Source organism: Dietzia sp. CQ4 (assembly GCF_014145125.1).
GTDB lineage: Bacteria > Actinomycetota > Actinomycetes > Mycobacteriales > Mycobacteriaceae > Dietzia > Dietzia natronolimnaea.
On record NZ_JAALDZ010000034.1, the window covers coordinates 1 to 12,182 of the forward strand.

General features: G+C 67.7%; 18 protein-coding genes. All 18 read left to right on the forward strand.

Features of this window, described 5'->3' with window-relative positions:
- Positions 1-151: 151 nt before the first annotated feature.
- The 18 genes from G6031_RS02480 (at position 152) to rpsD (ending at position 12,135) form a co-directional block, all read left to right on the forward strand.
- Positions 152-1,552 (forward strand): alpha/beta hydrolase family protein, encoded by a 1,401-nt coding sequence (locus G6031_RS02480; RefSeq protein WP_182652339.1) that lies wholly within the window; start codon positions 152-154, stop codon positions 1,550-1,552.
- 145 nt (positions 1,553-1,697) lie between these two features.
- A complete protein-coding gene (gene rplN, locus G6031_RS02485; RefSeq protein WP_095717592.1) occupies positions 1,698-2,066 on the forward strand; it encodes a 50S ribosomal protein L14 in 369 nt (122 codons plus the stop codon).
- A 1-nt stretch (position 2,067) separates the two neighbouring features.
- Entirely contained in the window at positions 2,068-2,382 is a 315-nt protein-coding gene (gene rplX, locus G6031_RS02490) for a 50S ribosomal protein L24 (RefSeq protein WP_179525919.1), read from the forward strand.
- Between the two features lie 2 nt (positions 2,383-2,384).
- Complete coding sequence (gene rplE, locus G6031_RS02495) at positions 2,385-2,957, forward strand: 50S ribosomal protein L5 (protein WP_179525918.1); 573 nt, start codon at positions 2,385-2,387, stop codon at positions 2,955-2,957.
- A 273-nt stretch (positions 2,958-3,230) separates the two neighbouring features.
- Positions 3,231-3,629 (forward strand): 30S ribosomal protein S8, encoded by a 399-nt coding sequence (gene rpsH / locus G6031_RS02500; protein WP_179525917.1) that lies wholly within the window; start codon positions 3,231-3,233, stop codon positions 3,627-3,629.
- Positions 3,630-3,640: 11 nt separating this feature from the next.
- The gene (gene rplF / locus G6031_RS02505; protein ID WP_179525916.1) at positions 3,641-4,177 is read left to right on the forward strand and encodes a 50S ribosomal protein L6; all 537 of its coding nucleotides are present in this window, start codon (positions 3,641-3,643) and stop codon (positions 4,175-4,177) included.
- A gap of 2 nt (positions 4,178-4,179) precedes the next feature.
- On the forward strand, positions 4,180-4,575 hold the full coding sequence (gene rplR, locus G6031_RS02510) for a 50S ribosomal protein L18 (protein WP_241730653.1): 396 nt from the start codon (positions 4,180-4,182) through the stop codon (positions 4,573-4,575).
- 43 nt (positions 4,576-4,618) lie between these two features.
- A complete protein-coding gene (gene rpsE, locus G6031_RS02515; protein ID WP_182616011.1) occupies positions 4,619-5,287 on the forward strand; it encodes a 30S ribosomal protein S5 in 669 nt (222 codons plus the stop codon).
- 3 nt (positions 5,288-5,290) lie between these two features.
- Positions 5,291-5,473 (forward strand): 50S ribosomal protein L30, encoded by a 183-nt coding sequence (rpmD, locus tag G6031_RS02520; RefSeq protein ID WP_017838209.1) that lies wholly within the window; start codon positions 5,291-5,293, stop codon positions 5,471-5,473.
- 2 nt (positions 5,474-5,475) lie between these two features.
- Entirely contained in the window at positions 5,476-5,925 is a 450-nt protein-coding gene (gene rplO, locus G6031_RS02525) for a 50S ribosomal protein L15 (RefSeq protein WP_179525914.1), read from the forward strand.
- A 205-nt stretch (positions 5,926-6,130) separates the two neighbouring features.
- Positions 6,131-7,453, forward strand: coding sequence for a preprotein translocase subunit SecY (gene secY / locus G6031_RS02530; protein WP_179525913.1), 1,323 nt, complete (start codon positions 6,131-6,133; stop codon positions 7,451-7,453).
- A gap of 50 nt (positions 7,454-7,503) precedes the next feature.
- Entirely contained in the window at positions 7,504-8,049 is a 546-nt protein-coding gene (locus G6031_RS02535) for an adenylate kinase (RefSeq protein WP_182652340.1), read from the forward strand.
- 6 nt (positions 8,050-8,055) lie between these two features.
- Positions 8,056-8,859: a type I methionyl aminopeptidase gene (gene map / locus G6031_RS02540; protein ID WP_182609293.1), complete on the forward strand. Its 804-nt coding sequence runs from the start codon at positions 8,056-8,058 to the stop codon at positions 8,857-8,859.
- Between the two features lie 87 nt (positions 8,860-8,946).
- Positions 8,947-10,227 (forward strand): lipase family protein, encoded by a 1,281-nt coding sequence (locus G6031_RS02545; RefSeq protein WP_187702002.1) that lies wholly within the window; start codon positions 8,947-8,949, stop codon positions 10,225-10,227.
- A gap of 113 nt (positions 10,228-10,340) precedes the next feature.
- On the forward strand, positions 10,341-10,562 hold the full coding sequence (infA, locus tag G6031_RS02550; protein ID WP_010541191.1) for a translation initiation factor IF-1: 222 nt from the start codon (positions 10,341-10,343) through the stop codon (positions 10,560-10,562).
- Positions 10,563-10,731: 169 nt separating this feature from the next.
- Positions 10,732-11,100 carry a 30S ribosomal protein S13 gene (rpsM, locus tag G6031_RS02555; RefSeq protein ID WP_179525910.1) on the forward strand — a complete coding sequence of 123 codons (369 nt, stop codon included), beginning with the start codon at positions 10,732-10,734 and terminating at the stop codon, positions 11,098-11,100.
- Positions 11,100-11,507, forward strand: coding sequence for a 30S ribosomal protein S11 (gene rpsK, locus G6031_RS02560; protein WP_017838216.1), 408 nt, complete (start codon positions 11,100-11,102; stop codon positions 11,505-11,507). The genes rpsM and rpsK overlap by 1 nt, the downstream gene beginning before the upstream one ends.
- 22 nt (positions 11,508-11,529) lie before the next feature.
- Positions 11,530-12,135, forward strand: coding sequence for a 30S ribosomal protein S4 (gene rpsD / locus G6031_RS02565; RefSeq protein WP_179525909.1), 606 nt, complete (start codon positions 11,530-11,532; stop codon positions 12,133-12,135).
- Positions 12,136-12,182 lie beyond the last annotated feature (47 nt).

Here is a 12,182-nt window from a genome sequence, read left to right on the forward strand (position 1 = left end):
GCCGGGCCGGCGGCGTGTGGGGATGTAACAAAATCCTAGTCTTGATACGACAAGTCAGTATTGTGTCATCGGCTACCGAGCCGGAGTTCACCCTGCGGCCCGGGGCGTCAGTTCCCGTGGGCCGCGTCGCGCACGAGGACGGGATCGGGAAATGACGAGAAGGCCGGATATCCATCGGGACGGACGCCGCACGGCGGGACGCGGGGGAGCGCGCCGACGCACCCCCGTCGCACTCCGGTCGACGACCGTGGCCGTGTCGGCACTGCTGATCGGGGCCGGCGCGGGTGCGGGGACGGCGGGGGCGCAGAGCCTCGACCCCGGATCCCTGGTGCCGAGCGTCGCACCGGGCAGCCTGCTCGGGGTCCCGTCGCTGAGCGTCGCCGCCCTCACGCAGTTGGGCGCCCCCATCCCGCTGACGTCCGTGCTCGGTTCGGTCGCCGCCGCCGGGTCCGGTGACTTCCCCCGCCCGGGCAGCTCCCAATCGCCCTCGGGGCCCGTCTCCACGCGCGACGGTTCGATCACCCAGACGACGGTGCGCCACATCGCCCCGCTGTTCCCGGGCTCGTTGAACCCCGTCGACCGCCGGGCGGAGGTCTGGACCGTCACATCGGCGTCGATGCAGCGGACCGTCCGGGTCGAGGTGTACCGGGCGCCGGACGGCGTGGACGCCCCCAACGTGTATTTCCTCGACGGCGTGGGAAGCGAATCCCCGTCGGGGTGGAGCACCGGGATGGGCTGGGGGGACCCGGCCCTGCGCGACCGCGCGGTCAACGTGATCGCGCCGACGGGTGCTCCGGCCTCCATGTGGTCGGACTGGCAGGCCGACGACCCGGTCCTGGGGCCGAACATGTGGGAGACCTTCCTCATCGACGAGCTCCCGCCCCTCCTGGAGCAGGGGCTGAGCGGTTCGGCCGCTCCGCTCGCGCACAACGGCAGCTGGGGGGTGATGGGCCTGTCGATGGGTGCTTCCGCGGCCGTTCACCTGGCCAACACCAACCCGGGGATGTTCGACGCGGTCGCCGGGATCAGCGGCGCCTACTCCACGACCGACGAGCTGGGTTACCAGTACGCGCGGTTGACCGTGGCCGCGCGGAACGGCGACGCCACGAACATGTGGGGCCCGCGGGGGTCCCAGGCGTGGCGGGACCACGACACCGTGGCCGACCCGTCCGGACTCGCCGGCAAGACCGTGTACCTCAGTGCCGCCACGGGCCGGGTGGGCTCGGCCGAGCTGGGGCACTTCGGCAGCAACGAGATGATCCTCGTGGACGGGCACGTCCTCGAGAAGGGCTCCTACGAGAGCACCAGGAAGCTCGAGTCCGCCCTGGCCGGAGTCGCGGGGGTCGACCTGCGGATGAACTACATGCCGACCGGCATCCACAACTGGCCCGTCTTCGTGACCCAGATGCTGCCGGGGATGGATCACATCCTGTCGGGTCTTGCGCCGGCGGTCCCGAGCCTCCGGCCGGCGTCCGGGGGAGTGGATCCCGGTTCCGCCGGCTCGGCGGGGTCGCTGGGGTCGACCGGATCGGCCGGCTCCCTCGGCGGCTGAGGGCGATTTGGGGCTCGGGCGCCGAGACCCCTACACTGGAACAGTTGCCCGTGGTAGCCGCGTCGCGAGACCGGTGCGGGTGACGTGGCCGCGTGTGTCGGGTCGGAATCCGGCACACATCTGAACAAGCCTGGTCAGGAGAACCATGATCCAGCAGGAGTCGCGACTCAAGATCGCCGACAACACGGGTGCCAAGGAGATTCTCTGCATCCGCGTTCTCGGCGGATCCAAGCGTCGCTACGCAGGCGTGGGCGACATCATCGTCGCCACCGTCAAGGACGCCATCCCCGGTGGCAACGTCAAGAAGGGTGAGGTCGTCAAGGCCGTCATCGTGCGCACCGCCAAGGAGCGCCGTCGCCCGGACGGCTCGTACATCAAGTTCGACGAGAACGCCGCCGTCATCATCAAGAACGACAACGACCCGCGTGGTACCCGTATCTTCGGGCCCGTCGGTCGCGAACTGCGCGACAAGAAGTTCATGCGCATCGTCTCGCTGGCTCCGGAGGTGCTCTGACATGAAGGTCCACAAGGGCGACACGGTGCTCGTCATCGCCGGCAAGGACAAGGGCGCCAAGGGCAAGGTCATCCAGGCCTTCCCCGCGCAGGAGAAGGTCCTCGTCGAGGGCGTGAACCGCATCAAGAAGCACACCGCCAACTCGGCTGCCGAGCGTGGCGCCTCCTCCGGTGGCATCGTCACGCAGGAGGCCCCGATCCACGTGTCCAACGTGATGGTCGTGGACGCGGACGGCGCCCCGTCGCGCGTCGGAATCCGCACCGACGAGAACGGTAAGCGCGTCCGGGTCTCGCGCAAGACCGGGAAGGACCTGTGACCATGACCGAAACCGCACTTCCCACCGGGTACACGCCGCGTCTCAAGGCGCGGTACAGCGCCGAGATCAAGCCGGCCCTGAACGAGACGTTCGAGTACGCGAACGTCATGCAGATCCCGGGCGTCGTCAAGGTCGTCGTCAACATGGGTGTCGGTGACGCCGCCCGTGACGCCAAGCTGATCAACGGCGCGATCACCGACCTCACGCTGATCACCGGCCAGAAGCCGCAGATCCGCCGGGCCCGCAAGTCCATCGCGCAGTTCAAGCTCCGCGAGGGGATGCCGATCGGCGCGCGTGTGACGCTGCGCGGTGACCGCATGTGGGAGTTCCTCGATCGTCTGACGACGATCGCCCTCCCGCGAATCCGCGACTTCCGTGGCCTCTCGGGCAAGCAGTTCGACGGTCACGGCAACTACACCTTCGGGCTCAACGAGCAGACCATGTTCTACGAGATCGACGTGGACAAGGTCGACCGCCCCCGCGGCATGGACATCACGGTCGTCACGACCGCGACGAACGACGAAGAGGGTCGGGCGCTGCTCAAGCACCTCGGCTTCCCCTTCAAGGAGGACTGACCTCACGGGTCAGGGCCGGACCGGCCGTCCGCGCCGGGGCCCCGCATCAGCGGGTCCCCGGCGACGGGCAGACGGCCCAGCCGTCGGGTCGCGGGTGGCGAGAAGAGCGCCACGCGCGGCGGGTCCCCCGCAGATCGTCAGACGATCGGCGGGCCCCACACAACAGAACATTCGAACTCTTCGTGACAGGCCCACGACGGACACGGCCGGCCCACAGGTCGACCGCACCCGTGCTGCATGGGAACCGTGACGAGAAAGGAACATGGTAAATCCATGTCGATGACCGACCCCATCGCGGACATGTTGACGCGTGTGCGTAACGCCAACTCGGCGTACCACGACACCGTCTCCATGCCGCATTCCAAGATCAAGGGCAACATCGCGGCGATCCTCAAGCAAGAGGGTTACATCACCGACTACGCCGTCGAGGACGCCGAGGTGGGCAAGAAGCTCACCATCGACCTCAAGTACGGCCCGTCGCGCCAGCGCAGCCTGCAGGGCATCAAGCGAGTCTCCAAGCCGGGTCTCCGCGTGTACGCCAAGTCCACCGGCCTGCCCAAGGTCCTCGGCGGACTGGGTATCGCGATCATCTCGACCTCCCAGGGTCTGCTCACGGACCGTCAGGCGAACTACAAGAAGGTGGGCGGGGAAGTCCTCGCCTACGTCTGGTAAGGGGGCGAGAAATGTCACGAATCGGCAAGGCTCCGATCACCGTTCCGTCCGGCGTCGACATCAAGGTCGACGGCCAGACCATCACCGTCAAGGGTCCCAAGGGTGAGCTCACCCAGGATCTCCCCGCACCGATCACGGTGTCGGTCGAGGAGGGCACCATCACGGTGAACCGTCCCGACGACCACCGGGACAACCGGTCGCTGCACGGCCTCTCCCGCTCCCTGGTCAACAACATGGTCGTGGGCGTCACCGAGGGTTACGTGCAGAAGATGGAGATCTTCGGCGTGGGTTACCGCGTCGTCGCCAAGGGCACGGACCTCGAGTTCGCCCTCGGCTACTCGCACCCCGTGCCGATCGCGGCACCCGACGGCATCACGTTCGCCGTCGAGGGCGCCACGAAGTTCTCGATCTCCGGGATCGACAAGCAGCAGGTGGGCCAGATCGCCGCCAACATCAAGCGGCTGCGGAAGCACGACCCGTACAAGGGCAAGGGCATCCGTTACGAGGGCGAGCAGGTCCGTCGCAAGGTCGGAAAGACGGGTAAGTGACCATGAGCAGCACAAAGAAGCGTTCCCCGCTGGGTACCGACGTCTCGACAGCACGTCGTGTCGGCCGTACCCGGCGCCACTACCGCCTCCGCAAGAAGGTCGCCGGTACCCCCGAGCGTCCGCGGTTGGTCGTCAACCGGTCCTCGCGCCACATCCACGCCCAGATCATCGACGACCTGGCCGGCCGCACGCTGGCCGCCGCGTCGACGATCGAGGCCGATGTCCGCACTCTCGAGGGCGACAAGAAGGACCGCAGCGCGAAGGTCGGCCAGCTCCTGGCCGAGCGCGCCAAGGCCGCCGGCATCGATGCCGTCGTGTTCGACCGTGGTGGTAACAAGTACCACGGCCGGATCGCGTCCCTGGCCGACGCCGCCCGCGAGGGTGGGCTGGAGTTCTGATGACCAAGACCACTGCACTGACCCTTAACGGAAGGACCGTCTGATGCCGGGACGTCAGCGTCGTGACGGCGGAAGCACCGGGCCCGCCGCGGACAACAAGACCACCACCAACGACAACGCCCAGGGCGGCCGCAGCGGCGGCGGCGGGGGCCGTGGCCGTGGCGGAAACGATCGTCGCGGTGGCCGCGACGACGAGAAGTCACAGTTCATCGAGCGCGTCGTCACCATCAACCGCGTCTCCAAGGTCGTCAAGGGCGGTCGGCGGTTCAGCTTCACCGCCCTCGTGATCCTGGGGGACGGCAACGGCATGGTCGGCGTCGGCTACGGCAAGGCCAAGGAGGTGCCGGCGGCGATCCAGAAGGGGTCGGAGGAAGCCCGGAAGAACTTCTTCCGCGTCCCGCTCATCGGCTCCACCATCCCGCACCCGATCCAGGGTGAGGCGGCCGCGGGCGTCGTCATGCTCCGTCCGGCCTCGCCGGGTACCGGTGTGATCGCGGGCGGCGCTGCGCGTGCCGTGCTCGAGTGCGCCGGCGTGCACGACATCCTGTGCAAGTCGCTGGGGTCGGACAACGCCATCAACGTCGTCCACGCCACGGTGACCGCGCTCAAGGGTCTCCATCGTCCCGAGGAGGTCGCGGCCCGCCGTGGTCTGCCCATCGAGGACGTCGCACCCGCGGGCATGCTCCGCGCACGTGCCGGACAGGGGGCGTAGATCATGGCCAACCTCAAGATCACCCAGGTCCGCGGCACTGTCGGGACCAAGCAGAACCAGAAGGACTCCCTGCGGACGTTGGGACTCAAGGGCATCCGGAAGACGGTCGTCCGTGAGGACAACGCTCAGACCCGGGGTCTCATCAACGTCGTGAACCACCTCGTCGTGGTCGAAGAGACGGAGTGAGCATGACCATCAAGTTGCATCACCTGCGCCCGGCACCCGGCGCCCACACCGACAAGATCCGCGTGGGTCGCGGTGAGGGCGGCAAGCGGGGCAAGACCGCCGGTCGCGGTACCAAGGGAACCAAGGCACGCAAGAACGTCCCCGCGGCGTTCGAGGGTGGCCAGATGCCGATCCACATGCGTCTTCCGAAGCTCAAGGGCTTCAAGAACCGCAACAAGGTCGTCTTCCAGGTCGTCAACGTGTCCGACATCCAGCGGTTGTTCCCCTCCGGTGGGCAGGTCGGCGTCGCCGAGCTCGTCGCCGCGGGGGCCGTCCGCAAGAACCAGCCGGTCAAGGTCCTGGGCGACGGGGACATCTCCGTGGCCGTGACCGTGGCCGTCGACAAGGTGTCCGCGTCGGCCAAGACCAAGATCGAGGCCGCCGGCGGAAGCGTGTCGGAGGCCGGGGCCTGAGTCCCCGACCGGCCCCCGACGGGGCCGGATGACGGGTGCAGGGGTCGGGTCCGAGAGTCTCGGATCCGGCCCCTGCGCTCATCTTGATACAGTTTTTCTTGTTGTGCGTTCGGGGTGCGGCACCACTGCCGTCGGTCTGACCCTCCCGGCGCATCTGCATTCGACGAAGGCGGCGGCTACGGGCCGTCCATGACCAGGAGGACATGTGCTCTCCGCACTCGCGTCCGCGATCAAGGACACGGATCTGAGGAAGAAGATCTTCTTCACCCTCGGGATCATCATCCTCTACCGCATCGGCGCGCAGATCCCGTCGCCCGGTGTCGACTACCCCAAGCTCCGGGGACTCCTCGACACCGCGATGACCGGGGACAACGCGCAGTTGTACTCCCTGGTCAACCTGTTCTCCGGCGGCGCACTCCTGCAGTTGTCCGTGTTCGCGATCGGCATCATGCCGTACATCACGGCGAGCATCATCGTGCAGCTGCTCACCGTGGTGATCCCCTACTTCGAGCAACTCAAGAAGGAGGGGCAGTCCGGTCAGGCCAAGATGACGCAGTACACGCGTTATCTCACCATCGCGCTCGCGGTGCTGCAGTCCGCCGGCATCGTGGCGCTCGCCGACCGGGGTCAGCTGCTCGGCAACGGCGAGTCCGTCCTCATGGACGGCGACATCCTCACCCTGGCCACCATCGTCATCGTGATGACCGCCGGCGCAGCCCTCGTCATGTGGTTCGGTGAGCTCATCACGGACCGCGGGGTCGGCAACGGCATGTCGCTGCTGATCTTCGCCGGCATCGCCTCGCGGATCCCCGCCGAGGGCGTCAACATCTACCAGAACTCCTCGACGCTGAAGTTCGCCGCGGTCATGTTCGCGGTGGTGCTGATCGTGGTCGCCGTCGTGTTCGTCGAGCAGGGCCAGCGCCGCATCCCGGTCCAGTACGCCAAGCGCATGGTCGGCCGTCGTCAGTACGGCGGCACGTCGACCTACCTGCCGCTCAAGGTCAACCAGGCCGGCGTCATCCCCGTGATCTTCGCGTCGTCCATGATGTACGTGCCGATCCTCATCACCCAGCTGATCCAGGGACCCGAGCCCGCCGCGGACGGGTTCTGGCAGCGGTACGTCATGCAGTACCTGCAGAACCCCTCGAGCTGGGGTTACATCCTGCTGTACTTCGCCCTGATCATCTTCTTCGCGTACTTCTACGTGGCCATCCAGTTCGATCCGATGGAGCAGGCCGAGAACATGAAGAAGTACGGCGGCTTCATCCCCGGCATCCGCCCGGGTCGCCCGACGGCCGAGTACCTCGGGTACGTGCTCAACCGCATCCTGTTGTTCGGTTCCCTGTACCTCGGGTTGATCGCGGTGCTGCCCAACGTCTTCCTCGACATGGGTAGCGGGGGTGGAGACATGCAGAACATGCCGTTCGGTGGCACCGCTGTGCTCATCATGGTGTCGGTGGGTCTCGACACCGTGAAGCAGATCGAGGCTCAGCTCATGCAGCGCAACTACGAGGGCTTCCTCAAGTAGTCGCCCGCACCCCCGAGCACATCACACCGAAAGAAAGGCTGGTCCTCACCATGCGTCTCGTCCTCCTCGGCCCCCCCGGCGCCGGTAAGGGAACCCAGGCGGCCCTGCTGTCGGAGAAGCTCGGGATCCCGCACATCTCCACGGGTGACCTCTTCCGGGCCAACATCTCCCAGGGGACGGACCTCGGCAAGGAGGCCAAGTCCTACATCGACGCCGGGAACCTCGTTCCCGCGGACGTCACCAACCGGATGGTCGAGGCGCGTATCGGTGAGCCCGACGCGACCGAGGGGTTCCTGCTCGACGGCTACCCCCGCAGTGTCGAGCAGGCCGACGCGCTCAAGGGCATGCTCGCCGAGGCGGGTCTCGAGCTCGACGCCGTGATCGAGTTCAAGGTCGACGAGGACACCGTGGTCGCGCGGATGCTCGCCCGCGGTCGTGAGGACGACACGGAGGACGTGATCCGCAACCGCATGGCCGTCTACCGGTCCGAGACGGCACCCCTCCTCGAGTACTACGGCGACGAGGTCACGACCGTCGACGCCGTGGGCGAGGTCGACGAGATCAACGCACGGGCCCTCGCCGCGCTGGATCGCTGAGCAGTCGTGTTCGGTCGGTCGCGCACGAGCGTGGTGACAGCGCGCACTCCCGGCGAGCTGGACGCGATGGAGGAGGCCGGCCGGATCGTCGGTCGTGCGCTCGTGGCCGCACGCGAGGCGGCGGTTCCGGGCGCGACCACCGCGGATCTCGACTCGCTGGTCGACCAGCTGATCCGGGACGCCGGTGCGGTCCCGTCCTTCAAGGGGTACGAGGGGTTCCCCGGGTCGATCTGCTCGTCCGTCAACGAGGTGGTCGTCCACGGGATCCCGGGACCCACCACCGTCCTGCAGGAGGGCGACCTGGTCTCGGTCGACTGCGGCGCGGTGCTGGACGGGTGGCACGGCGACTCCGCGTGGACCTTCGGCGTGGGCGAGTTGGACCCTCAGGTGGCCCTTCTCAACCAGGCGACGCGGGAGGTGCTCGCGGAGGGCATCCTCGCCATGACTCCCGGTAGCCGCCTGACGGACGTCTCGCACGCCCTGGAGACCGCCACGCGTCGCGCGGAGCAGCGTCTCGGCGTCACCCTCGGGATAGTCGACGGGTTCGGCGGGCACGGCATCGGGCGTGAGATGCACGAGTGGCCGTTCCTCGCCAACGAGGGCAAGCCGGGCAAGGGGCCGCGGCTCCAGGAGGGGTCCGTCCTGGCCGTCGAGCCCATGCTCGTCCTGGGTGGCGAGACCGACACCCGCACCCTGGCCGACGACTGGACGGTCGTCACGGTGGACGGGTCGCCGTCGTCACACTGGGAGCACACGGTCGCCGTCACCGCCGACGGCCCGCGCGTGCTCACCGTTCGGCCCACGGACTGAGCGCGGTCGCGGGGGACCGGTGCCGGGCCCTCCGGGCCTCAGGTTAGAGTGTTCCCACTGTTGACCACCGGCCTGAAAGGTCAGGGCATGCTCGTTCACCCCCACGTGCGCCGAACCACGATCACACCGACGCGCACGGCTGTGGCGGCTGTCCTCATGATGGTGGTGATCCTGGCCCAGATGGCGGGACCGACCCCGTCCGCGGCCGCGCAGTCGCTCATGGAGGGCGGACAGGGGTCCCTGATGGAGGACCCCCAGCCGGCGCCGTTCTATCACGCGGACCCCGCGGTGCTCGCGGCCGCGGGTCTCGGACAGGTGATCAACACCCGGGTCGTGACCATGCCCGCGTTCCTCGGGTACGAGGTGACGGAGATCGCGTACCGGTCGACCGACACCCGGGACCGTCCGATCCTCGCGACGGCGACGGTGGTCCGGCCGCCCCACGCGCGCCCGAACGGCCCCGTCCTGAGCTACCAGCACTACCTGAACGCACTGGGGCAGAGCTGCGCCCCCACCGAGACCCTGGTCAACCCGACCCTCGAGACGGTGCAGGACAACGCGATGGCGTTCCTGCGCGTCCGGCTGGACCAGGGCTGGACGGTGCTCATCCCCGATCATCTCGGTCCCAAGGTCGCCTACCCCGGGGGACAGCTGTCCGCGCGGATCGTGTTGGACGGGATGCGGGCCGTCCGCGACGACCCCCGGTTCGACGCCCGGCACAGCCGGTTCGGGGCGCTGGGGTACTCGGGTGGAGGGATCGCCAGTGCCTGGGTGTCGCTCATGCACGACGACTACGCACCGGACGTCAACCTGGTGGGGGTCGCCCAGGGCGGCATCCCGACGGACATGACGACGATGGCGCGGATGATCGGCAACTGGCCGCACCCCGCGTTCGGGTTGGCCTTCGCCGCCGCCGTGGGGATGGCTCGGGAGTACCCGGAGGACATCCGTCTCGAGGAGAAGCTCACCCCCGAGGGCTGGGCGCTGTTCGAGCGGATGAAGGGCAGGTGCACGGCCTCGCTGCTGGTGTACGGCGCGTTCCGGTCCGTGCCCATGGTCCTCGAGGGGGGAGACCTGCTCGCGGAGGAGGGCCTGATGCGGGCCTTCGCGGAGAACAGCGTGCGCCTGACACCGGACGTCCCCCGGGTGCCGGTGTTCATGTGGCATTCCCGCACCGACCCGCTGGTGCCGTTCTGGGACGCGGAGGAGACCGCCACGCGTTACTGCCGCGAGGGGACCCCGCTCACGTGGGAGCCGGGGTTGGCGCCCGAGCATCTCCTCGGCGCGGTGGAGAAGTTGCCGGCCGCGATGAACTGGCTGCAGCAGCGCTTCGACGGGGTGCCGGCAGGACGCGCCTGCTACGGGTGAGCGCCGATTGGCACTAGAACGACCACTGACGTAGGCTTATACGTCGGTGTGCCCACCAGTGCACCAGAATCCGGTAGACGACATCCGGGGAATCGTGGAGGACCGTAACCAGCATGGCAAAGAAAGACGGAGCCATCGAGGTCGAGGGCCGAGTTGTCGAGCCGTTGCCGAACGCAATGTTCCGCGTCGAGCTCGAGAACGGACACAAGGTCCTCGCGCACATCAGTGGGAAGATGCGGCAGCACTACATCCGCATCCTCCCCGAGGACCGGGTGGTCGTCGAGCTGTCACCGTACGACCTCACCCGCGGTCGGATCGTCTACCGCTACAAGTAAAGCGCTCAACTCCCTGAACCAGCCGCCTCTGAAGTACCTGGTCGAGGCGGGTACCACACCCCTGGATGCGGAGGCCAGGGCCCCGGACGGATGCTCATCGTGAGATGACCATGCGGCATCGGGGACGGTCGGGGAGCAGACCTACCGCACGACGAAAGAGAAACGCCACATGGCACGTCTTGCCGGCGTTGATCTCCCACGTGACAAGCGTATGGAGATCGCGCTCACCTACATTTTCGGCATCGGTCGCACGCGGGCCGTCGAGATCCTCGAGCGGACCGGGGTCAGCCCGGACCTGCGCACCAAGGATCTCACCGACGAGCAGCTGACCGTCCTTCGTGACGACATCGAAGGCAACTACAAGGTCGAGGGTGACCTCCGCCGTGAGATCCAGGGCGATATCCGCCGGAAGATCGAGATCGGCAGTTACCAGGGCATCCGCCACCGCCGGGGTCTCCCCGTCCGCGGTCAGCGGACCAAGACCAACGCCCGCTCCCGCAAGGGCCCGAAGAAGACCGTCGCCGGAAAGAAGAAGTAATGCCCCCCAAGTCACGCGCTGCGGGCCCCAAGAAGACGGGCCGTCGCAGGGAGAAGAAGAACGTCGCTCACGGCCAGGCCCACATCAAGAGCACGTTCAACAACACGATCGTCTCGATCACGGATCCGTCCGGCGCCGTTCTGGCCTGGGCGTCCTCGGGCCACGTCGGTTTCAAGGGCTCGCGCAAGTCGACGCCCTTCGCCGCCCAGCTCGCCGCCGAGAACGCGGCCCGCAAGGCGCAGGAGCACGGCATGAAGAAGGTCGACGTGTTCGTCAAGGGCCCGGGTTCGGGTCGTGAGACCGCCATCCGTTCGCTCCAGGCCGCCGGCCTCGAGGTCGGCACGATCTCCGATGTCACCCCCCAGCCCCACAACGGCTGTCGTCCGCCCAAGCGGCGTCGAGTCTGAGCCGGAAGGAACGTAGAGAACCATGGCACGTTACACCGGCCCCGTCACCCGCAAGTCCCGCCGTCTGGGCGTGGACCTCGTCGGTGGGGACACCGCATTCGAACGTCGGCCCTTCCCGCCCGGCCACCACGGCCGCGCGCGGATCAAGGAGTCCGAGTACCGCACCCAGCTGCAGGAGAAGCAGAAGGCCCGCTTCACCTACGGCGTGATGGAGAAGCAGTTCCGTCGCTACTACGAGGAGGCCAACCGCCGGGGCGGTAAGACCGGCGAGAACCTCCTCCAGATCCTGGAATCGCGTCTGGACAACGTCGTGTACCGCGCGGGTCTCGCGCAGACGCGTCGCCAGGCACGCCAGCTCGTGAGCCACGGTCACTTCCGGGTCAACGACCAGAAGGTGACCATCCCGAGCTACCGGGTGTCGCAGTACGACATCATCGACGTCCGTCCCAAGTCCACCAAGATGGACTGGTACGAGATCGCCACCGAGATGCTCGGCGAGCGTCCCGTCCCGGCGTGGCTGCAGGTCGTCCCCACGACGCTCCGCATCCTCGTGCACCAGCTTCCCGAGCGCGCGCAGATCGATGTGCCGCTGCAGGAGCAGTTGATCGTCGAGCTCTACTCGAAGTGATCTGTCCTCCCCCGTCGCCGGGCGGGCCGCACATCGCGGCCCGCCCG

Coding starts and splice junctions, on each gene's coding strand:
- G6031_RS02480 (WP_182652339.1), top strand. CDS start 152: ATGACGAGAAGGCCGGATATCCATCGGGACGGACGCCGCACGGCGGGA.
- G6031_RS02535 (WP_182652340.1), top strand. CDS start 7,504: ATGCGTCTCGTCCTCCTCGGCCCCCCCGGCGCCGGTAAGGGAACCCAG.
- rplN (WP_095717592.1), top strand. CDS start 1,698: ATGATCCAGCAGGAGTCGCGACTCAAGATCGCCGACAACACGGGTGCC.
- rpsM (WP_179525910.1), top strand. CDS start 10,732: ATGGCACGTCTTGCCGGCGTTGATCTCCCACGTGACAAGCGTATGGAG.
- rpsK (WP_017838216.1), top strand. CDS start 11,100: ATGCCCCCCAAGTCACGCGCTGCGGGCCCCAAGAAGACGGGCCGTCGC.
- rpsH (WP_179525917.1), top strand. CDS start 3,231: ATGTCGATGACCGACCCCATCGCGGACATGTTGACGCGTGTGCGTAAC.
- rplF (WP_179525916.1), top strand. CDS start 3,641: ATGTCACGAATCGGCAAGGCTCCGATCACCGTTCCGTCCGGCGTCGAC.
- G6031_RS02545 (WP_187702002.1), top strand. CDS start 8,947: ATGCTCGTTCACCCCCACGTGCGCCGAACCACGATCACACCGACGCGC.
- rplO (WP_179525914.1), top strand. CDS start 5,476: ATGACCATCAAGTTGCATCACCTGCGCCCGGCACCCGGCGCCCACACC.
- rpsD (WP_179525909.1), top strand. CDS start 11,530: ATGGCACGTTACACCGGCCCCGTCACCCGCAAGTCCCGCCGTCTGGGC.
- rplR (WP_241730653.1), top strand. CDS start 4,180: ATGAGCAGCACAAAGAAGCGTTCCCCGCTGGGTACCGACGTCTCGACA.
- rpsE (WP_182616011.1), top strand. CDS start 4,619: ATGCCGGGACGTCAGCGTCGTGACGGCGGAAGCACCGGGCCCGCCGCG.
- rpmD (WP_017838209.1), top strand. CDS start 5,291: ATGGCCAACCTCAAGATCACCCAGGTCCGCGGCACTGTCGGGACCAAG.
- rplX (WP_179525919.1), top strand. CDS start 2,068: ATGAAGGTCCACAAGGGCGACACGGTGCTCGTCATCGCCGGCAAGGAC.
- infA (WP_010541191.1), top strand. CDS start 10,341: ATGGCAAAGAAAGACGGAGCCATCGAGGTCGAGGGCCGAGTTGTCGAG.
- rplE (WP_179525918.1), top strand. CDS start 2,385: ATGACCGAAACCGCACTTCCCACCGGGTACACGCCGCGTCTCAAGGCG.